The sequence below is a fragment of the Isoptericola halotolerans genome (genome assembly GCF_013149785.1).
Classification (GTDB): Bacteria; Actinomycetota; Actinomycetes; order Actinomycetales; family Cellulomonadaceae; genus Isoptericola; species Isoptericola halotolerans.
On sequence record NZ_JABEZU010000001.1, the window covers coordinates 1,197,238 to 1,215,253 of the forward strand.

Sequence of the window (18,016 nt, forward strand, 5' to 3'; positions counted from 1 at the left end):
CGGGTCAGACCGCTGGCGGCGGGCGGTCGTCGTACCGCTCGACCCGGTGGTGCTGGCGCTGCCTCGTCTGGACGAGCCCCAGGATCAGTGCCAGGACTCCCGCGGCGATGCAGATGTAGCCGACGACGTTGAGGTTGACGACCTCCCACGTGTCCGGCCCGATCGCGAAGGCGAGGATCGCACCCACCACGATGAGGAAGATGCCGCTTCCGATACCCATCAGCGTGCCTCCCGTCCCGGGCGCCGGTGCGCCCGTGTTCCTCCGAGCATCCCGAGATCGTCCTGTGCACGCACGTTCGACGACGCGCGCGTGAGGCCCGACACCGGTCGGGACGGTCCGTCGAGCGACGTCAGGACGCCGAGCGGCGGACGTCGTCCGCCCAGCCGCGGTGGTACCGGACGATCGCGGTGTCCGACCCCGGCGCCCACCAGACGGCGACCGGGTCGTGGGGACGCGGACCGGGCGCGTCGCCGTCGGCCACCATGAGGGACCACGCGTCGTCGACCGTCGCGCCGTCCCGCGGGTAGGTGAGCATCCCGTGCAGCATCGTGCCGTCCTTGAGAACTCGCTGCGAGACGGTGACCGAGCCCGTCGTCGACCGGGCGTCGGCCCGCAGCGCCTCGGCCGCGCGGCGCTCCTGGACCAGCCGCTGGTCGTCGCGGTACCGCACGAGCGCGGCCACGGCCGTCACCGTCACGGCGGCCACCAGCGCCAGCATCAGCCACATCTCGACCTCGCCGGACGGGTCCGCCACGAGCCGGCGGGCCACGTACACACCGATCGCCACCAGCAGCGCCGGCAGCCAGAGCCAGCGGCGCAGCCACCCCGGGCGCTCAGGGTCGGGGACGTCCGCCAGCGGCGACTCGACCTCCTGCGCCGAGCCGACCTGCTGCCACACCACGCTCACGAGCGCAGGCTCCAACGCCACGCGTCGGCGTTGTGCCGTCCCGCCCGGCCGCCGAAGCTGCGGGCGGTGGCGGCACCGTTGCCACGCAGCGACCGGGCGTGGTTGGTCCACTCGTCGACCGGTGCGACGTCGTCGGGCTCGTCGCCGGAGGCCGAGACTGCGGCGAGACCGGCCACGAGCGCAGCCACCTCGACGTCGTCGGGCTCGCCGCGCACCACGCGGAACTGGGCGTTCACTCCTCGTCCTCCTCGTCGTCGGGGTCGTCGCCGAAGCCTGGTGCCAGGCCCCGCGAGGCTGCCCACTCCATCACCTGGTAGCCGCCGTCGACGAGCCGCGCGGCAGCCTGCTCGCCGGCGTCGTCGAGCACCTCGATGACACCGTCGAGCGTCACCGGGGCGCCGGCCGGCGGGTCCGCCACGACGAAGCCGAGGTAGAACACCTCGGCAGGGACGGTGCCGGCGGGCAGGTCCACGGCGTCGTCGTCGGTGTGCTCCGCCTCGGGGCCGGGGCCCCAGACCGAGGTCGTCAGGTCGGGGTGCATGCCCAGGGCGTCGTGCAGCCGGTCGAACACGGTGGCATTGAGCGTGCCGACACGGTTCTCCAGCGCGAGGATGCGCGGGTCGTCGTCGGCCTCCGTCGCTCCGAACTCCGCCCGGACACCGACCGCCACGTCGACGTACTCGTGCAGGGCGGTCGTCAGGGCATCCACCGCGCGGTGCATCGGCTCGGGGTCCACGTCGCCCAGCGGTGCCGGGCCGTGGGTGGCGTCCTCGTGACTCATCGCTCGATCTTCTCAGACGATCACAGCGGGATGTTGCCGTGCTTCTTCGGGGGCAGGCTCGCCCGCTTGGTGCGCAGCGCCCGCAGTGCTCGCACCACCTGCCCGCGCGTCTCGGAGGGGCGGATCACCGCGTCGACGTACCCGCGCTGGGCGGCGTCCCACGGGTTGACGATCGCCTCGGTGTACTCGTCGGTGAGCCGGGTGCGCTCCGCCTCGACGTCCTGGCCGCCGTCGGCCGCCGACTTCAGCGCCCGGCGGTGCAGGATGTTCACCGCACCGGAGGCACCCATGACGGCTACCTGCGCCGTCGGCCAGGCGAGGTTGACGTCCGCGCCGAGCTGCTTGGACCCCATGACGATGTAGGCCCCGCCGTAGGCCTTGCGCGTGATGACGGTGACCAGCGGGACGGTCGCCTCGGCGTAGGCGTAGATGAGCTTGGCGCCGCGGCGGATGATGCCGTCGTGCTCCTGGCCCACGCCGGGCAGGAACCCGGGCACGTCCACGAAGGTCAGGACCGGGATGTTGAAGGCGTCGCAGGTTCGCACGAACCGGGCCGCCTTCTCGGAGGCGTTGATGTCCAGGGTGCCGGCCATCGACTGGGGCTGGTTGGCGACGATGCCGACGCTCTGCCCCTCGACGTGACCGAACCCGACCAGCACGTTCGGTGCGAACAGCGGTTGCACCTCGAGGAACGAGTCCGGGTCCAGGACGGTCTCGACGACGGTGCGCATGTCGTACGGCTGGTTGTCGCCGTCCGGGACGATCCCGTCCAGGGCCTCGTCGTCGGCGGTGACCTCGAGCAGGTCGGCGCCCGCCTCGTCCTCGGGGGGGAAGGTGGGCGCGTCCGACAGGTTGTTCTGCGGCAGGTACCCGACCAGGTGGCGCACGTAGTCGATCGCGTCGTCCTCGTCCTCGCCGAGGTAGTGCGCGACACCGGAGGTCGCGTTGTGGGTGCGACCCCCGCCGAGGGTCTCGAAGTCCACGTCCTCCCCGGTGACGGTCTTGATGACGTCCGGGCCGGTGATGAACATGTTCGAGGTGCCGTCGGCCATGACGATGAAGTCCGTCAGCGCGGGGGAGTACACCGCGCCCCCGGCGCTCGGGCCGAGGATCAGGGAGATCTGCGGGATGACTCCCGACGCCGCGACGTTGCGCCGGAACATCTCGGCGAACTGGGTCAGGGCCGCCACACCCTCCTGGATGCGGGCGCCGCCGCCGTCGGAGATCCCGATGATCGGCACGCCCGTGCGCAGGGCGAGGTCCTGCACCTTGGCGATCTTCTCGCCGTGCACCTCGCCCAGCGACCCGCCGAACACCGTGAAGTCCTGGGAGAACACGCACACCTGACGGCCGTCGATCGTGCCGTGCCCGACGACGACGCCGTCGCCCGGCAGGCGCTTGGCGTCCATGCCGAAGTTACGGCTGCGGTGGGTCGCCAGGGCGTCGAGCTCGGTGAAGCTGCCCTCGTCGAGCAGGGCGTCGATGCGCTCACGAGCGGTCTTCTTGCCGCGCGCGTGCTGCTTCGTCCTGGCGGTCTCCTCGGGCTCGGTGACGGCGGCGGCGCGACGGCGCTCGAGCTCGGCGAGCTTGGCGGCAGTGGTGTTCACGCAAGTGACCCTAGATGGTGGGAAGCGACGAATCGATGCGCGACAGGCCTTGAGGGTCCGCTGATCTTTGTGGGGACCGTACAACGGGCCGGTCTGGCGAGGACACGGTCGAACCGCGACGATGGTCTGGTGAAACGCGAACCTCTCGACGTCGACTCGCTGCGCCGTGCCCTGTGCCACGCGGACGGCCCGCTCGCTCGCCTGGACGTGGTGGACTCCACGGGATCGACCAGCTCCGACCTGGCCGACCGTGTCCGCGGCGGCGCGGCCCGGGCGCCGGCGGCGCTCGTGGCCGAGCACCAGATCACCGGGCGCGGTCGGGCCGGGCGCGTCTGGCAGACGCCGTCGCGCGCCGCGCTGACGGTGTCGTTCCTGCTGCGGCCCCAGGTGCCGGCGGCGAGGCTCGGCTGGCTGCCCCTCGTGACGGGGCTCGCCGTGGTGAGGACCCTGGCCGTGCTGGGGTGCGAGGCCCGGCTGAAGTGGCCGAACGACGTGCTGCTGCCGGCGGGCACGCCCGTCGAAGGGCTCGGTCGCCACCGCAAGGTCGCCGGCGTCCTGGCCGAGGTCGTGCCCGACGGCGACGGGCCGCCCGGCGGGCCTCCCGCCGTCGTCGTCGGGGTCGGGGTGAACGTCTCGCAGCGCGCCGACGAGCTGCCGGTGCCCACGGCGACGTCGCTCGCCCTCGCCGGCGCCGCCGCCGACCGCGACGCGCTCCTTGTCGGGCTCGCGCGGGAGCTGATCGGGGCCGTCGGTCGGCTCGAGGCGGCGGCGGGGGACGCGGTGGCCGCGGGGCTGGCCGCCGAGTACGCGGCGGCCTCGGCGACCCTCGGCACCCGGGTGCGGGCCGAGCTCGCCGGCGGTGACGACGTCGTCGTGGGCCGTGCGGACCGGGTGGCCGACGACGGCTCGCTCGTCCTGGCGACCCCGGGCGGCGAGCGTGTGGTCACCGCGGGGGACGTGCACCACGTGCGGGCGGCGCCCGACACGGACGCCCAGGATCCGCCCAGGTGATGCTGGCTACAGTGACCCCGTGACCAGCGACACCCCCCACGACGACGCCCCGGCGGTCGACGACGCGGCCGGCCGGGTCGACGAGGCGATCCTCGGCGGCCCGCGCACCTACACCCTCGACGACCTCGTGACCGGGACGGGCCTGTCGCGTGAGTTCGTGGAGTCGTACTGGCGCTGGCTGGGCCTGCCGGTGACCGGGGACGACGAGGCGCGGTTCACCGCGGCGGACCTCGAGTCGCTGCGGGAGATCGGTACGTTGATCGACGAGGGCCAGCTCGACGAGCAGGCGCAGATGACCCTGGTCCGCTCGCTCGGGCACACCGCCGACCGGCTCGCGCTGTGGCAGGTCGAGGCGTTCGTCGAGCACCTCGGGCGCCGTTTCGAGCTGGACGACGTCAGTGCCCGCCTGGCGGCGCTGGAGCGCATCCCGGGATTTGCGGACATCCTCGCGCGTCAGCTGGAGCACGCCTGGCGGCGGCAGCTCGCGGCGCTGATGGGCAGGTTCGCCACGGAGTTCGGGGGTGCGCAGGGTGCCCGACCGGTGCCGGACGAGCTGCCGCTGCGACGCGCGGTGGGGTTCGCCGACATCGTCTCGTTCACGAAGCGCACCGCCGGGCTCGGTTCCCAGGAACTGTCCGAGTTCGTGCAGCAGTTCGAGGCGCGCGCGCGTGACGTGATCACGGAGGCGGGTGGCCGGGTGGTCAAGACGATCGGTGACGCCGTGCTGTTCGTCGCCGACGACGTCACGACCGGTGCGGAGTGTGCTCTCGGCCTCGCGGCGCCGCACGCCACCGCCCAGGAGATCCCGGTGCGGGTCGGGTTCGTCTGGGGGCGGGTGCTGTCCCGGTTCGGCGACGTGTTCGGCCCGGACGTGAACCTCGCCTCGCGCATCACCGAGCTGGCCGAGCCGGCGAGCGTGCTGGTGGACCCGCCCACCGCTGCGCTGCTGGCGTCCTCGTCGCGGTACGCCCTGACGGCCCAGACGCCGCAGGAGGTCCAGGGGCTGGGCGAGATCACCCCGGTCCGCCTGCACCGCGCCTACACCGGCTGAGCCGGAGGCGCAGCGAAGGGTGCGGGCCGAGGGACGAGGCGCTCGCCCGGAGCGGAGCCGCAGGCTCGGCCGGTAGGGAACGGCTGAGCCGGAGGCGCAGCGAAGGGTGCGGGCCGAGGGACGAGGCGCTCGCCCGGAGCGGAGCCGCAGGCTCGGCCGGTAGGGAACGGCGGAGCCGCAGGCTCGGCCGGTAGGGATCCGCTGAGCCGCCGAACACACTGCTACAGCAGGACGAGGTCCGGGTCGAGGGGTTCGGCGTCGGTCTCGAGGAGGCTCGCGTCGTCGTGGCGGACGTTGCCCACCCGGGACCTCACGGGCCGGGTGCTCATCGCGGGCGCCGCGGTGGTGAGCAGCGTCGCCGCCTCCTCGGCGCCGACGGCGGGGTCGAGCCACACGTCCCACGTCGCGGGCGGCAGGGTCACGGGCATGCGGTCGTGGATCCGCTCGAGGCCGCCGGCAGCAGCCGTGGTCACGATCGTGGCGGACACCAGCCACCGGTCCGGGTCGTCGTCGGACCTACCGGGGTCCCGCCAGAACTCGTACAGCCCTGCGAAGGCCGCGACGCCGTCGTCGGCGGGGTGGATCCAGTACGGCTGCTTGGGCACCTTGCGGGTGCCGGGCGGTGCCTCCAGCCGGCGCCACTCGTAGTAGCCGTCGGCGGGCACCAGGCACCGCCGGACGGCGAGCGGACGGGCGAAGGCGGGCTTGTCCAGCAGCGTCTCGCTGCGTGCGTTGATCATCCGTGACCCGATGCCGGGGTCCTTGGCCCAGGAGGGCACGAGGCCCCACCGGGCGCGCTGCAACGATCGTGTGATCTCGCCCGCCACCGTCCGCCCGTCGTCGAGGCGTTCCCGGCGCGGCTTCTCGACGACGATGCGGACGTCGTCGGTGGGTGCGACGTTCCAGCGCGGCCCGAGCAGGCGCGCGTCCTCGGCGACCTCGGCGAGGGCGAGGTCGTCGGCCAGAGACTGGGCGTCCGTGAAGGAGGCGTACCTGCCGCACATGCAGCCCATCGTCGCGCACGCCACCGACACGCACCTGGTCGGCCGGTCGTCGCCGGGGTGAGAGGCATCACCGACGAACCCGTCGCCGCCGTCGTATCGTTTCGATACGATGGCGGCCATGCCCGAGAACCCGACCCCGCCGCAGCGTGCCCGCTCGTCCTTCCGGTGGGTCGTCATGCTCGGGTCCCTCGCGGCGATCCCGGCGTTCACGGTCGACATGTACCTTCCGTCCCTGCCGGAGGTCGCGGCCGACCTCGGGTCCGGGCCGTCGTTCGCCGCCCTGTCCGTCTCGATCATGCTGGTCGGCGGCGCGGCCGGGCAGCTGGTCATCGGCCCGCTGTCCGACCGCTACGGACGCCGGGCACCGCTGATGGTCGGCCTCGCGATGCACGTGGTCACCTCGCTGCTGTGCGCCGTCGCGCCGAACATGCTCGCGCTCGTCGGGCTGCGGCTGCTGCAAGGCTTCTTCAACGCCGCCTGCGGCGTCGCGGCGATGGCGATCGTGCGCGACCGGTTCGTCGGCTCCGAGGCCGCACGCATCCTGTCGCGCCTGATGCTCATCATCGGGATCGCACCGCTGCTGGCCCCCACCTTCGGGTCCGCCGTGGCCGAGCTCGCCTCGTGGCGCTGGGTGTTCGGGTTCCTGGCCCTCCTCGGCGTGGCGATGGGCGTCGTCGTCTGGCGGTTCCTGCCCGAGACGCATCCCGTCGAGCGCCGCTCGAGCGGGGGCGCGCGCTCCGTCGTCGGCGGCTACCGGCACCTGCTGCGCGACCGGCACTTCATGGCGCTCGCTCTCCTGCCGGGCCTGGGCATGGCCGTGCTCATGAGCTACGTCGTCACCTCCCCCTTCGTCTTCCAGGAGGTCTACGGCCTCAGCCACGGACAGTTCTCGCTGCTGTTCGCCCTCAACGGGATCGGTCTCGTGGCCTCGGCGCAGATCAACGCCGCCCTCGTGCGGCGGGTCGCCCCGATCCGCATCCTGCGCACCGCGCTCGTCATGCAGGGCTTCTGCGCGGTCGTCCTGCTCGTCGTCGCGATCACGGGGGCAGGCGGGCTCATCGGTCTGCTCGCCGCGCTGTGGGTGGTGCTCGCGTTCACCGGGCTCATCCCCGCCAACGCCTCGGCCATCGCCTTGTCCCGGCACGGCGAGCGCGCCGGCACCGCTGCCGCCGTCATCGGCGCCGTGCAGTCCGGCGTGGCGGGCCTCGTCTCGCCGCTCGCCGGGGCGCTCGGCGGCGGCACCGTGGCCATGACCTCCGTCATGCTGGGTGCCTGGATCTGCGCCATGGCGGTGCTGGCGTTCGCCACGCCCGCGTTCCGGCGCGGCGGCTGGGTCCAGCTCGCCTGACCTCCCCCCGTGGCCCCTGCCACGTGAAGGTGCCGTGAAAGGGCCGTTGTCAGGACTCGCCCGGCAGGCCTGATACGCACGCCCGGCTTAGGGTGACGGGGTGGAGAGCGCCAGACCCCGGCACGCGGGACCCCATGCCGGGCACCGGGTCCTGCGAGGGATCGCCCTCGCGCTCACGGCGGTGCTGGCGCTCGGCACCGCCGGTGGCGTCGCCGCGTACGTCGACCTGCGCAACCAGATCGAGGTGTCCGACGTCGACGCCCTGCTCGGCCGTGACACCCTCGAGCCGCAGGCCGAGACCGAGCCCGAGAACCCCGACGACCCGTTCGCGGGCAGGTCGCTCAACATCCTGGTCATGGGTACCGACTTCCGCGACGAGGCGAACACCGAGCTGGCCGGCGCCGGCGACGAGTTCAACTCGGACACCACGCTGCTGGTGCACCTCAGCGGCGACCGCAGCCGTATCGAGGCGGTCTCCATCCCGCGTGACTCGCTCGTGAACATCCCCGCCTGCCCCCGCCCGGACGGCAGCAGCACGTCCCCGCAGTACGGCGCGATGTTCAACTCGGCCTTCGCGATCGGCGGTGGTCCCGAGCAGGACGTCACGGGAGCGGCCGCCTGCATGATCCTCACCGTCGAAGCGCTGACCGGTCTGCGCATCCACCACCACGTCGTGGTCAAGATGGACGGCGTGGTGGACATCGTCGACGCCATCGGCGGGGTACCCATGTGTCTGCCGGAACCCGTGGTGGGTGACACCCGGTACAGCGACCTGGAGCTGGACGCCGGACGGCAGGTGCTCGACGGTGAGACGGCGATCCAGTTCCTGCGGGTGCGCAAGGGGTCCGGCATGGGGCTCGAGCTGGGCAGCGACCTCATGCGCATCGAGCGGCAGCAGGCCTTCGTCGACTCCATGCTGCGCGAGGTGCTCGCCCAGAACCTCCTGACCGACACTCCCGCGCTGTACCGCATGGTCCAGGCCGCGCTGCGGGCCATGTCCACCAGCCCCGACCTGGCGAGCCCGACGGCCCTGGCAGGCCTGGCGTGGAGCGTGCGGGACGTCGATCCCTCGGACATCGTGTTCGAGTCCGTGCCGGTCGTCGATGCCCCCAGCGACCCCAACCGCGTGGTGTGGACCGCGGAGGCCGACCGGCTCTGGGAGAAGTTCGCCGCCGATGCTCCGCTCGACGAGCCGGAGCCGAGCGCCTCGCCGTCGGACGCCGAGATCGTGGAGGACGGCGACCTGGTCGACGCCGACGAGCCCGATGACAGCGACCAGGCGGGCGACGAGGCCGACGACGAGGCCGACGACCCGTCGCCCACGCCCAGCCCGTCGGTGCGCGCCGGCGTCTGCGCCTGATCAGCGGGCGCGTGCGAGGTCGTCGGGGCCGGTCGCCTGCGGCAGCGCGCGACCGGCCTCGTCACGCAGCGCGGCGGTGACCCGCTCGAGCACCGCGGACCGCAGCTTCCACTGCTGGAGGTGCAGGGGGACGTCGACGGTGTCCTCGCTGAGCCACGTGACGTCGTCGGCGGGCTCCAGGACCTCGAAGCGTGCGCCGTCGCGGGGGAGCGGACCCCACATGCCCCATCCCATCCCGGCGCGGATCGCCGCGAGGTACGCCGCCGTGGAGGGCACGTGGTGGCGTGGCGGGCGGGGGACCGTGGTGCCTGCCCGCCGGGCGACGTCGCGCAGCCAGCGGTCCTGCAGGTCGTCGGTGCGGTCGAAGACGACCACAGGTGCCGTGGCGAGCGCCGCCGGCGTCGGGCCCTCGGGGAACCAGCGCGCGACGAGGTCCTCCCGGACGGCCGGCCGGTAGCGGGTCACCCCGAGCGGGACCGACGTGCAGCCCTGGACCGGGTCGCGCTGCGAGGTCACGGCCGCCATCACCACGCCCGCCGGCAGGAGCTCGACGGTGCGGTCCTGGTCCGCGACGTGCACGTCGAAGCAGACGTCGTCCACCGCGGAGAGCGCCGGCATCAGCCACGTGGCGAGCGAGTCGGCGTTGACGGCGATCGGGACGGTGACCGGGCGGCCGTCGTCGGGAGCCGGTCCGAGCTCGGCGGCGGCCTCCGCGCCGAGCAGCTCGACCTGCCGCGCCAGCCGCAGCAGCGTGCGGCCCGGTGCGGTGGGGGCGACCGGCCGGGTGCGCTGCACGAGCACCGTCCCGGTGACGTTCTCCAGCGCCCGGACCCGCTGGCTCACCGCGGAGGGCGTGACGTGCAGGGCGCGCGCGGCGGCGTCGAACGATCCTTCGGTGACCACGGCGGCGAGGGCCGCGAGCTGACCTGAGTCCCAGTGCATAGATGAAGTATGCCTTCATCTGCACAAGGAACATTCGTTGGACTTCATCACGACGGGTGCCTAGCGTCGAGGGGTGCTCACCTTTCTCACCGGCCTCGGCCTCGGGCTGTCGCTCATCGTCGCCATCGGCGCCCAGAACGCCTTCGTGCTGCGACAGGGGGTGCGTCGTGAGCACGTGGGCGTCGTGGTCGCGGTGTGCGCCGCCTCGGACGCAGTGCTCTACGCGGCCGGGGGAGCAGGCCTCGGCGCGCTGATCGAGCAGCGCCCGGGTTTCGTGGACATCGCGCGCTGGGCGGGTGCCGCCGTCGTCCTCGGGTACGGTGCGCTGGCCGCCCGCCGGGCGTGGCGAGGCGGGGAGGAGCTCGAGGCCGCGCAGGACGCCCGGCAGCCCGACGCCGGACGACGGCTGCGGCCCGTGCTGCTCACCGCACTCGCGCTCACGTGGCTCAACCCGCACGTCTACCTGGACACCGTGGTGCTCCAGGGGTCGATCGCCGCCGGGTACGGCGACGACCGCTGGCTGTTCACCGGCGGCGCGATGGTCTCCAGCGTGCTGTGGTTCGTGGGCCTCGGCTACGGCGCGCGGTTCCTGGCCCCGCTGCTGCGCCGGCCCGGCGCGTGGCGGGTCGTGGACGGTGTGATCGCGCTCATCATGGTCGCCGTGGCGGCCTCCCTCGTCCTCGCCTGACTCCTCTCAGGGGGCCGGAGGAGACCCGGCTCCCGGCACGAGTCCCAGCTGCTGTGCGACAGCCAGGGTGTCGTAGTGGTCCCACATCTCCGCCAGCCTGCCGACCCGGAAGCGGTAGACGGTGACGCCCTGGGTCACCAGCTGCCTGCCGGTGGGCGGGCCGTACTCCTCGGTCGTCCCGAGGTGCGTGCCGCGCACCGTGTAGCGACCGACCACCGTGTCCGCCTCGGCGACCACGTCCTCGACCGTCACGCTCGTGTCCGGGAAAGCCGCGAGGTAGGCGGCGAGGTACCGCTCGAACTCCTCGATGCCCCGGACGTCGCCGTCGGGCTCGTGGGCGACGACGTCGTCCAGGACGAGCTCGCCGAGCGTGTCGAGCCGCTTCTGGCCGTACACCTCGTCCCAGGCGCGACGCAGCAGCGCCTTGTTCTCTTCCGTCGTCATCGGGCGCTCCCGTCGTGACAGGTCCCACCGCTCGTCCCACGGTAGCAACCGGGGCAGCGACACCATCACGGGACCCCGGTCCGGCCGAGCAGGCCCGCTCGCTTCAGCTAGCGGTTGAGAGCGGCGAGGCGTCCGACGGCGTCACGCAGCACCTCGGGGCGCTTGACGAACGTGAACCGCACCCGGGAGCGCAGGGCGTCGGCCGCCGTCGACCCCTGCCGGCAGAACGCCGCCACCGGCACCCCCACCACGCCGGCGAGCTCCGGCAGACGCAGGCAGAGCTCGCGAGCGTCGCTCAGGCCGAGCCGCTCGACGTGCGCGGCGCCGTCGGCCACGACGAAGTACGTGCCCTGCGGCACGACGACGCCGAAGCCGGCGGCCTCCAGGCCCTCGCACAGCAGGTCGCGGCGGGCGGCGAGCGATGCCGCCAGAACACGAGGTGCCTCGTCGTCGGCGAGCGCCAGCGCGATCGCCGGCTGGAACGCCGAGCCCGAGGTGTAGGTCATGAACTGCTTGACCGTGCGCACCGCCGTCACCAGCTCGGCCGGGCCGTGCAACCAGCCCACCTTCCAGCCGGTGAGGCTGAACGTCTTGCCGGAGCTCGACACCGTCAGGGTGCGCTCGGCCATGCCGGGCAGCGTCGCCATTGGCACGTGCTCGGCGTCGTCGTAGACGAGGTGCTCGTAGACCTCGTCGGTGAGGACGACGGCGTCGCGCTCGCGGGCGAGGGCGGCGACCTGCTCGAGCTCGGCCCGCGTCAGCACGGTGCCCGTCGGGTTGTGCGGGGTGTTGACGAGGATCAGCCGGGTGCGGTCGGTGGCGGCGGCGCGCAGGGCGATCGCGTCCAGGCGCAGGTCGGCGGTGAGGGGGACCGGCGCGTGGGTGGCACCGGCCATCGCGACGGCGGCGGCGTGGGAGTCGTAGAAGGGCTCGAGGGTGATGACCTCGTCGCCGGGTCCGGTCAGCGCGAGGATCGCGGCCGTGAGGGCCTCGGTCGCGCCGGTGGTGGCGAGCACCTCGGTGTCCGGGTCGACGTCCAGGCCGTAGTGGCGGCGCTGGTGGTCGGCGATGGCCCGGCGCAGCTCCGGGACGCCGTCCCCCGGCGCGTACTGGTTCCGGCCGGCGTCGATGGCGGCCTTCGCGGCCTCCTTGACGTAGTCCGGCCCGTCGACGTCGGGGAAACCCTGGCCCAGGTTGATCGCTCCGGTGCGGTTCGCCAGCACGGTCATCTCGGCGAAGATCGTCTGCCCGACGCCGCCGTCGGGCGCGAGCAGACCGGTCGCGTCGGCGACCTGGCGCCAGCGCGGGGTGGACGTCATACGGGCGACCCTACCGACCGGTGGTGGGTCAGCCCTGTGGGTCGACGACCGCGGCGATCGCCTCGAGCTCGACCAGCTGGTCGTCGTACCCGAGCACCGTCACCCCCATGAGGGTGCTCGGCACGTCGTGGTCGCCGAAGGCGTCGCGCACGACCTCCCAGGCGGTGACGAGGTCCGCCTGGTCGGACGACGCGACGAGCACGCGGGTGCTGATGACGTCCTCGATCGTCGCGCCGGCCGCCGCCAGGGCACGGGTCATCGTCTCGACGCACGCAGCCGCCTGTGCCGCGAAGTCACCGGGCGCGACCGTGGCACCGTCGTCGTCGAGCGGGCACGAGCCCGCCAGGAAGATCAGGCGGGCGTCCCGCGGTGCGGTGGCCGCGTACGCGTACTCGGCGACCGCCGAGAGGTTCGAGGCGCGGATCAGCTGGACGGAGCTCGGCATGACCGCATCGTGCCAGGTCCTGTCCAGCCGATGTCGGTGCCACGCGGCATGCTGGAGGGCATGGTGAGCGTGGACCTCAAGACGACGTACCGCGACCTGTACCGGGCGCCGCGTGACCCGGTCCTCGTGACCGTTCCGGCGCGCCCGTACCTGATGGTGGACGGCGCCGGCGACCCGAACACCGCCCCGGCGTACCGCGAGGCCGTCACGTCGTTGTACCCGCTGGCCTACGCCCTGCGCGCCGCGATCAAGGACGCCACGGGCACCGGCTACGCCGTCATGCCGCTCGAAGGGCTCTGGTGGGCCGACGAGGTCGAGCGCTTCCGCGAGCTGCCACGCTCGGCCTGGCGGTGGACGATGATGATCAGCCTGCCCGACGACGTCGCGCAGGTCGACGCGGTGGAGGTCGTCGCACGCACGACGACGGCACGTGACCTGCCCGCGGCGGTGCGGCTGGAGCAGTTCGGCGACGGTGAGGCGGTCCAGGTGCTGCACGTCGGCCCGTACACCGAGGAGGCTCCCGCCGTGGACGCGCTGCACGCGTTCGTCACGAGCTCCGGACGGTCGCTGGCGGGCCGCCACCACGAGATCTACCTGTCCGACCCGCGCCGCACCGCGCCCGAGCGGCTGCGCACGATCATCCGCCAGCCGGTGGCGCCGGGCTGACCCCGCCGACCCGTGACCTGTGGCACTGCCGGGCCGGCGGGTGCGGGGGCCAGGGTGGGACCCATGTCGTCGATGTGGGTCGCTGCCGTGAGCTGCTGGGCGTTCGTCGTGGTGTTCCTCGTCGACGGATGGACCCGGCACGGCTACTCGTCGGTGCGTCAGCCCGTGAGCGCCCTGGCGCTCGGGAGGCGGGGCTGGCTGCAGACGGTGAACTTCCTGGTGTGCGGCGCGGCGATCACGACCGGGGCGCTCGTGGCAGGTGCCGACCTCGGCAACGGGCTCCTCGCCGTCGTCGTGGGCGTCTTCGGCGTGGCGCTCGTCGCCTCCGGGGCGTTCCGCATGGATCCGATGCGCGGCTACCCGCCGGGCACCCCCGACACCACGCCCGAGGACACCTCCTGGCACCACCGGCTCCACGACCATGCCGGGGCCGTGGTCTTCACCGCCGTGCCGGTGTCAGCCGTCGTCGCGACCATCGCCCTGCCCGAGCTCGCCTGGAAGGGGTACTCGGGCGTGACCGCGTTCCTCACCGGTGCCGGTCTGCTCGTCTTCGGCCAGGCGTGGGAGGACGACTCGCCACGGGCCGGGCTGGTCCAGAAGGCGACCATCGCCGTCGGGTGGCTGTGGGTGGGGCTGCTGTTCGTGCGGGCGGCGTGAGGCGCCCGCACGAACGCGCAGCCTCCTGCGCTCAGCTGGCGCCGAGCAGCGCACCGAGCTCGGCGTAGAACGCCGCGGGGTCATCGGCGAGCGACGCCTTGACCATCGCGGTCCAGTCGTCGACGACGACCTCGATCGAGCCGGCGGCCAGGCCGTCGAGCGACCTGCGCGGCACCTCGCGCGCGTCGATCTTCGGGCCGTCGTACCCGGCGGCGATGTCCGTGTCGGCGGCGCCGAGGAGCACGCCCTGGACGAGGGTGCCCTGGGCGGCGAGCTCGAGGCGCACGCCGTTGGTCATGTTCCACTCGGCGGCCTTGGCGGCGGCGTACGACCCCGTCCCGGGGGCCACGAACCAGGACAGCGCGGAGAGGATGTTCACGATCGCACCCCCGCCGTTGGCCGCGAGGACGGGGTGGAACGCGCGGATCATGTCGAGCGTGCCCCAGAAGTGCGTGTCCATCTCGCGGCGCACCTCGGCGAGGTCGCCCGTCACCAGGGACGCACCGGTCGAGATGCCGGCGTTGTTGACGAGCAGGGTCACGTCCTGCGCCGTCGCCGCGGCCTGGGCGACGGACTCGTGGTCGAGCAGGTCGACCCGCAGCGGCACCACGCGGCTGTCGTCGACGTCGAGGCTCTCGGGTCGGCGGGCCGTGGCGTAGACCTTGCTCGCCCCGCGGTCGAGCAGCTCGAGCACGAACTGGCGGCCGATGCCGCGGTTGGCTCCGGTGACGAGGGCGATCTGACCGGTGACGTCCATGGGTTCCCAGCTTTCTGCGCGAAGTTTCTCGGGTGCGCCGGTGCCTGTGCGGCCCGGCATCGGCTACGCTAGAACCTGACGTTGACGTCAAGGGCAAGTCTGGCGACGAGAGACATGGATCACGGGAGGACACGGATGCGGATCGGCGACGTGGCGGAGCGGTCGGGCGTCAGCACCAGAGCGCTGCGGTACTACGAGGAGCAGGGCCTTCTCACCGCGGAGCGGACACCCGGCGGCCAGCGCACCTATCCCGAGTCGGCCGTTGAACGTGTCCGGCTGATCCAGCAGTTCTTCGCCGCCGGTGTGCCCAGCCGCACCGTCCTGCAGCTGATGCCCTGTGTCGAGGCCGGGCAGGCGACGCCCGAGGTCTTCCAGGTGCTGGAGGCCGAGCGAGAACGCATCACCGCCGCGATGGCCGACCTCGCCGCCGCACGCGACGCCCTGGACCGGATGATCGACATCGCGAACCACCCGACCCCCGAGCACTGCCCCGCCCTGCGCGAGCCGGCCTGGTCCCCGTACGACCCGTCGGGCGCGACGGTGGCTGCCGGCAGCCCGGTCGCCACCGCGTCCGCCGGGTGATGCAGCGACCGCACCGGGTGGTGGTCCTCGTGCTCGACGGGGCGCGCCCGCTGGACGTCGGGATCCCGACGGAGGTGTTCCATCCGGAGACAGGGTTCCCCTACGAGGTGTCGACCTGCGGGGTCACCGGCGGGACGGTGACGTCGTCCGGGGGGTTCGGCTTCGCGGTCCAGGGAGGCCTGGACGCGCTCGCGGACACCGACACGATCATCGTCCCGGGGTACGCCCCGGCGGGACGGCCGATACCGGCGCAGGTGTGCGAAGCGCTCCAGGACGCCGCAGCCCGCGGGACGCGCATCGCGTCGATCTGCTACGGCGCGTTCGCGCTCGCGGACTCCGGCCTGCTCGACGGTCTGCGGGCGACGACGCACTGGGACGCGGCGCAGAAGCTCGCGGAACGGCACCCGCAGATCACGGTCGAGCCGAACGTCCTCTTCGTCGACGAAGGACCCATCCTCACGTCGGCAGGAGCGGCCGCCGGTCTCGACCTGTGCCTGCACATCGTCCGGCGCGACCTCGGCGTGAGCGCGGGGAACGAGATCGCCCGGGGGCTCGTCACCGCGCCCTACCGCACCGGGGGGCAGGCCCAGTACCTGCCGCGGGCCAGCTCGGCGACCCGTGGCGAGACCCTCGCTGCGACCCGCGAATGGGCCCTGGCGCGGCTCGGCCAGCAGGTCACGATCGCCGAGCTCGCCGCCCACGCGCGGATGTCCCCCCGCACCTTCCTGCGCCGCTTCACCGAGGAGACCGGCAGCACCCCGCTGCAGTGGATCCTCCGGGCGAGGGTCGACACCGCCCGCGAGCTCCTGGAGAGCACGAGGCTGTCGGTCGACCGCATCGCGGAAGAGGTCGGCCTGGGCACCGGGTCGAACCTCCGGCTCCACTTCCGCCGGCTCCTGGACGTGTCCCCCTCGGAGTACCGCGCCACCTTCACGGGGCGGAGCTGACCACCGCACTCACTCGGACCGTGCGCGTCGGCTACGCGTCCGCACCGTCCACGAGCACGGCCCGGTAGGTCGCGCCGAGGAAGCGGTCCTGCACCACGTCCTGGTACTGCTCGCCGTGATACCACTGGCGTGCCGCAGCCGCGTCGGGGAAGCGCAGGACGACGACGCCTTCGATCGGGGGGCCCTCGAGCACCTCGAACGTGCCGTAGTCGACCAGTGCCTGCACGTCGTGGCCCGCGAACGTGCTGTCGGCGCGCTCGGCGTAGCGGTCGAGGGCCTGCTGATCGGTGGTGGCCTCTCGCTGGAACACGATGTATGCGCTCATGTCTCTGTTCCTCCGTGGTTCCGTGGTCACTCTTGTTGGGGGGGTGGTGGGTACCGCTATGAGATGCGCGGGGGAAGCGCGACGGTCTCACCCGCCACGTCGATCGCGACCTTGCCGCGGAGCGCGTACGACCGCCTGTTCTCGAGGAGCTCGTGAGCCTCGCCCGTCCGGGCGAGGGGGAGCGTCGCGCCGATGACCGGCTTCACGAGACCGCGCTCGACCAGCCTGGTGAGCGCGTCCAGCTTTCCTCGGTTCTGTCGTGTGAAGACAAAGTGGTAGGCGGCGTTGACGCCCCACGCCTCGATGAGGTTCTGCGGCTGCGCGTGGTCGACGATGCTGACGACGCGTGCCGAGTCGGCGAGCGTCAGCGGGCTTCGTGTGAGCGTGTCGCCACCGATCGTGTCGAAGACGACGTCGACCCCCTGGCCCCCCGTCATCTCGGCCACCGCTTCGACGTAGTCCGTCGAGGTGTAGTCGATGGTCGCGTCGGCTCCGAGGGAGCGCACGAACTCGTGATCGCCGGCCTTCGCGGTGGTGATCACGCGGGCGCCCATCGCCTTCGCGACCTGGATCGCGATCGTGCCGACGCCGCCCGTGCCGCCATGGATGAGGATCGTCTCCCCCACGGTGAGCCGAGATCGCGTGACCAGGGCCTCCCAGACCGTGCCGCCGACGAGAGTCAGGCTCGCCGCCTCCAGGTGACTGACGTTCTCCGGCTTCCGGCCGACGAGCTCGACGTCGACGACGTGCTGCTCGGCGTAGGAGCCGGGGCCTCCGAAGATCTGAGGCGTGTAGTACACCGCGTCGCCGACGCGGAACTCGGTCACGTGGGACCCGACCTCCTCGATCACGCCGGAGACGTCGTGCCCGATGATCGCCGGGAGCGGGACGAGGTCGGTGTAGTCCCCGCGACGGATCTGGAAGTCCAGCGGGTTGACGGCGGTCGCATGGACGCGGACCCGTACCTGGCGGGGCCCGACGTCCGGTACGGAGACGTCGCGCAGCTCGAGAGCGTCGACCCCTCCGAAACGGGTGAGCACGACGGCCTTCATCTGGTCAGTCATAGGGGTCTCTTCCTCATCGTGGTGGTGGAGGTGTGACCCGCCTGGCGGGCGGTTCCTCAGTGTTGCCCGGACGATCTACGCGCCGCCAGTGGCAACAACGCCACTCTTCG

Annotated in this window: 22 protein-coding genes; 9 read left to right on the top strand and 13 right to left on the bottom strand. The window is 72.7% G+C overall.

The window, feature by feature from the left end:
- Nucleotides 1-4 precede the first annotated feature (4 nt).
- The 5 genes from HDG69_RS05605 to HDG69_RS05625 form a co-directional block, all read right to left on the bottom strand.
- Complete coding sequence (locus HDG69_RS05605; RefSeq protein ID WP_171782719.1) at nt 5-220, bottom strand: DUF6458 family protein; 216 nt, start codon at nt 218-220, stop codon at nt 5-7.
- 130 nt (nt 221-350) lie between these two features.
- The gene (locus HDG69_RS05610) at nt 351-908 is read right to left on the bottom strand and encodes a hypothetical protein (RefSeq protein ID WP_171782720.1); all 558 of its coding nucleotides are present in this window, start codon (nt 906-908) and stop codon (nt 351-353) included.
- Nucleotides 905-1,144: an acyl-CoA carboxylase epsilon subunit gene (locus HDG69_RS05615; RefSeq protein WP_171782721.1), complete on the bottom strand. Its 240-nt coding sequence runs from the start codon at nt 1,142-1,144 to the stop codon at nt 905-907. Before HDG69_RS05615 ends, HDG69_RS05610 begins: the two co-directional genes overlap by 4 nt.
- On the bottom strand, nt 1,141-1,689 hold the full coding sequence (locus HDG69_RS05620; RefSeq protein WP_171782722.1) for a hypothetical protein: 549 nt from the start codon (nt 1,687-1,689) through the stop codon (nt 1,141-1,143). Before HDG69_RS05620 ends, HDG69_RS05615 begins: the two co-directional genes overlap by 4 nt.
- Nucleotides 1,690-1,709: 20 nt before the next feature.
- Complete coding sequence (locus tag HDG69_RS05625) at nt 1,710-3,296, bottom strand: acyl-CoA carboxylase subunit beta (protein WP_343036272.1); 1,587 nt, start codon at nt 3,294-3,296, stop codon at nt 1,710-1,712.
- Between the two features lie 129 nt (nt 3,297-3,425).
- On the opposite strand from HDG69_RS05625, the gene HDG69_RS05630 reads away from it, so the two are divergent.
- Nucleotides 3,426-4,307, top strand: a complete 882-nt coding sequence (locus tag HDG69_RS05630; RefSeq protein ID WP_171782723.1) for a biotin--[acetyl-CoA-carboxylase] ligase — start codon at nt 3,426-3,428, stop codon at nt 4,305-4,307.
- A gap of 19 nt (nt 4,308-4,326) precedes the next feature.
- The gene (locus HDG69_RS05635; RefSeq protein WP_171782724.1) at nt 4,327-5,358 is read left to right on the top strand and encodes an adenylate/guanylate cyclase domain-containing protein; all 1,032 of its coding nucleotides are present in this window, start codon (nt 4,327-4,329) and stop codon (nt 5,356-5,358) included.
- Between the two features lie 221 nt (nt 5,359-5,579).
- On the opposite strand, the gene HDG69_RS05640 is transcribed toward HDG69_RS05635, so the two are convergent.
- Nucleotides 5,580-6,362, bottom strand: coding sequence for an SOS response-associated peptidase (locus tag HDG69_RS05640; RefSeq protein WP_171782725.1), 783 nt, complete (start codon nt 6,360-6,362; stop codon nt 5,580-5,582).
- Between the two features lie 118 nt (nt 6,363-6,480).
- On the opposite strand from HDG69_RS05640, the gene HDG69_RS05645 reads away from it, so the two are divergent.
- Nucleotides 6,481-7,710 (top strand): multidrug effflux MFS transporter, encoded by a 1,230-nt coding sequence (locus HDG69_RS05645; RefSeq protein ID WP_171782726.1) that lies wholly within the window; start codon nt 6,481-6,483, stop codon nt 7,708-7,710.
- Between the two features lie 100 nt (nt 7,711-7,810).
- Nucleotides 7,811-9,070, top strand: a complete 1,260-nt coding sequence (locus HDG69_RS05650) for an LCP family protein (RefSeq protein WP_343036273.1) — start codon at nt 7,811-7,813, stop codon at nt 9,068-9,070.
- Here HDG69_RS05650 and HDG69_RS05655 read toward each other — a convergent pair whose 3' ends face one another.
- The gene (locus HDG69_RS05655) at nt 9,071-10,012 is read right to left on the bottom strand and encodes a LysR family transcriptional regulator ArgP (RefSeq protein ID WP_171782727.1); all 942 of its coding nucleotides are present in this window, start codon (nt 10,010-10,012) and stop codon (nt 9,071-9,073) included. It lies immediately after the preceding gene.
- Nucleotides 10,013-10,085: 73 nt separating this feature from the next.
- Here HDG69_RS05655 and HDG69_RS05660 point away from each other — a divergent pair, with 73 nt between their 5' ends.
- Nucleotides 10,086-10,700 (top strand): LysE family transporter, encoded by a 615-nt coding sequence (locus HDG69_RS05660; protein WP_171782728.1) that lies wholly within the window; start codon nt 10,086-10,088, stop codon nt 10,698-10,700.
- Nucleotides 10,701-10,706: 6 nt separating this feature from the next.
- Here HDG69_RS05660 and HDG69_RS05665 read toward each other — a convergent pair whose 3' ends face one another.
- The 3 genes from HDG69_RS05665 to HDG69_RS05675 form a co-directional block, all read right to left on the bottom strand.
- Complete coding sequence (locus HDG69_RS05665) at nt 10,707-11,144, bottom strand: ester cyclase (protein WP_171782729.1); 438 nt, start codon at nt 11,142-11,144, stop codon at nt 10,707-10,709.
- A 107-nt stretch (nt 11,145-11,251) separates the two neighbouring features.
- Nucleotides 11,252-12,463 (bottom strand): aminotransferase class I/II-fold pyridoxal phosphate-dependent enzyme, encoded by a 1,212-nt coding sequence (locus HDG69_RS05670; RefSeq protein ID WP_171782730.1) that lies wholly within the window; start codon nt 12,461-12,463, stop codon nt 11,252-11,254.
- Between the two features lie 28 nt (nt 12,464-12,491).
- Nucleotides 12,492-12,908, bottom strand: a complete 417-nt coding sequence (locus HDG69_RS05675; RefSeq protein ID WP_171782731.1) for a RidA family protein — start codon at nt 12,906-12,908, stop codon at nt 12,492-12,494.
- Nucleotides 12,909-12,938: 30 nt separating this feature from the next.
- Here HDG69_RS05675 and HDG69_RS05680 point away from each other — a divergent pair, with 30 nt between their 5' ends.
- Nucleotides 12,939-13,574 (top strand): GyrI-like domain-containing protein, encoded by a 636-nt coding sequence (locus HDG69_RS05680; protein ID WP_246255994.1) that lies wholly within the window; start codon nt 12,939-12,941, stop codon nt 13,572-13,574.
- A 63-nt stretch (nt 13,575-13,637) separates the two neighbouring features.
- Complete coding sequence (locus HDG69_RS05685; protein WP_171782732.1) at nt 13,638-14,231, top strand: DUF998 domain-containing protein; 594 nt, start codon at nt 13,638-13,640, stop codon at nt 14,229-14,231.
- 31 nt (nt 14,232-14,262) lie between these two features.
- On the opposite strand, the gene HDG69_RS05690 is transcribed toward HDG69_RS05685, so the two are convergent.
- Nucleotides 14,263-14,988, bottom strand: coding sequence for an SDR family oxidoreductase (locus tag HDG69_RS05690; protein ID WP_171782733.1), 726 nt, complete (start codon nt 14,986-14,988; stop codon nt 14,263-14,265).
- Between the two features lie 135 nt (nt 14,989-15,123).
- Between HDG69_RS05690 and HDG69_RS05695 the strand changes: the two genes are divergently transcribed.
- Both HDG69_RS05695 and HDG69_RS05700 read left to right on the top strand, forming a co-directional pair.
- Entirely contained in the window at nt 15,124-15,570 is a 447-nt protein-coding gene (locus HDG69_RS05695; protein WP_171782734.1) for a MerR family transcriptional regulator, read from the top strand.
- A complete protein-coding gene (locus tag HDG69_RS05700; RefSeq protein WP_171783202.1) occupies nt 15,570-16,517 on the top strand; it encodes a GlxA family transcriptional regulator in 948 nt (315 codons plus the stop codon). Before HDG69_RS05695 ends, HDG69_RS05700 begins: the two co-directional genes overlap by 1 nt.
- Before the next feature lie 31 nt (nt 16,518-16,548).
- Here HDG69_RS05700 and HDG69_RS05705 read toward each other — a convergent pair whose 3' ends face one another.
- Nucleotides 16,549-16,842 (bottom strand): DUF1330 domain-containing protein, encoded by a 294-nt coding sequence (locus HDG69_RS05705; RefSeq protein WP_171782735.1) that lies wholly within the window; start codon nt 16,840-16,842, stop codon nt 16,549-16,551.
- A gap of 56 nt (nt 16,843-16,898) precedes the next feature.
- Nucleotides 16,899-17,906, bottom strand: a complete 1,008-nt coding sequence (locus HDG69_RS05710) for a zinc-dependent alcohol dehydrogenase family protein (RefSeq protein WP_171782736.1) — start codon at nt 17,904-17,906, stop codon at nt 16,899-16,901.
- Nucleotides 17,907-18,016 lie beyond the last annotated feature (110 nt).

Bases quoted from the DNA above. Each gene is read 5' to 3' on its own strand.
- HDG69_RS05640 (WP_171782725.1), bottom strand. From the start codon at position 6,362: ATGTGCGGCAGGTACGCCTCCTTCACGGACGCCCAGTCTCTGGCCGAC.
- HDG69_RS05710 (WP_171782736.1), bottom strand. From the start codon at position 17,906: ATGACTGACCAGATGAAGGCCGTCGTGCTCACCCGTTTCGGAGGGGTC.
- HDG69_RS05645 (WP_171782726.1), top strand. From the start codon at position 6,481: ATGCCCGAGAACCCGACCCCGCCGCAGCGTGCCCGCTCGTCCTTCCGG.
- HDG69_RS05680 (WP_246255994.1), top strand. From the start codon at position 12,939: ATGTCGGTGCCACGCGGCATGCTGGAGGGCATGGTGAGCGTGGACCTC.
- HDG69_RS05675 (WP_171782731.1), bottom strand. From the start codon at position 12,908: ATGCCGAGCTCCGTCCAGCTGATCCGCGCCTCGAACCTCTCGGCGGTC.
- HDG69_RS05620 (WP_171782722.1), bottom strand. From the start codon at position 1,689: ATGAGTCACGAGGACGCCACCCACGGCCCGGCACCGCTGGGCGACGTG.
- HDG69_RS05685 (WP_171782732.1), top strand. From the start codon at position 13,638: ATGTCGTCGATGTGGGTCGCTGCCGTGAGCTGCTGGGCGTTCGTCGTG.
- HDG69_RS05605 (WP_171782719.1), bottom strand. From the start codon at position 220: ATGGGTATCGGAAGCGGCATCTTCCTCATCGTGGTGGGTGCGATCCTC.
- HDG69_RS05695 (WP_171782734.1), top strand. From the start codon at position 15,124: ATGCGGATCGGCGACGTGGCGGAGCGGTCGGGCGTCAGCACCAGAGCG.
- HDG69_RS05665 (WP_171782729.1), bottom strand. From the start codon at position 11,144: ATGACGACGGAAGAGAACAAGGCGCTGCTGCGTCGCGCCTGGGACGAG.
- HDG69_RS05670 (WP_171782730.1), bottom strand. From the start codon at position 12,463: ATGACGTCCACCCCGCGCTGGCGCCAGGTCGCCGACGCGACCGGTCTG.
- HDG69_RS05655 (WP_171782727.1), bottom strand. From the start codon at position 10,012: ATGCACTGGGACTCAGGTCAGCTCGCGGCCCTCGCCGCCGTGGTCACC.
- HDG69_RS05700 (WP_171783202.1), top strand. From the start codon at position 15,570: ATGCAGCGACCGCACCGGGTGGTGGTCCTCGTGCTCGACGGGGCGCGC.
- HDG69_RS05705 (WP_171782735.1), bottom strand. From the start codon at position 16,842: ATGAGCGCATACATCGTGTTCCAGCGAGAGGCCACCACCGATCAGCAG.
- HDG69_RS05690 (WP_171782733.1), bottom strand. From the start codon at position 14,988: ATGGACGTCACCGGTCAGATCGCCCTCGTCACCGGAGCCAACCGCGGC.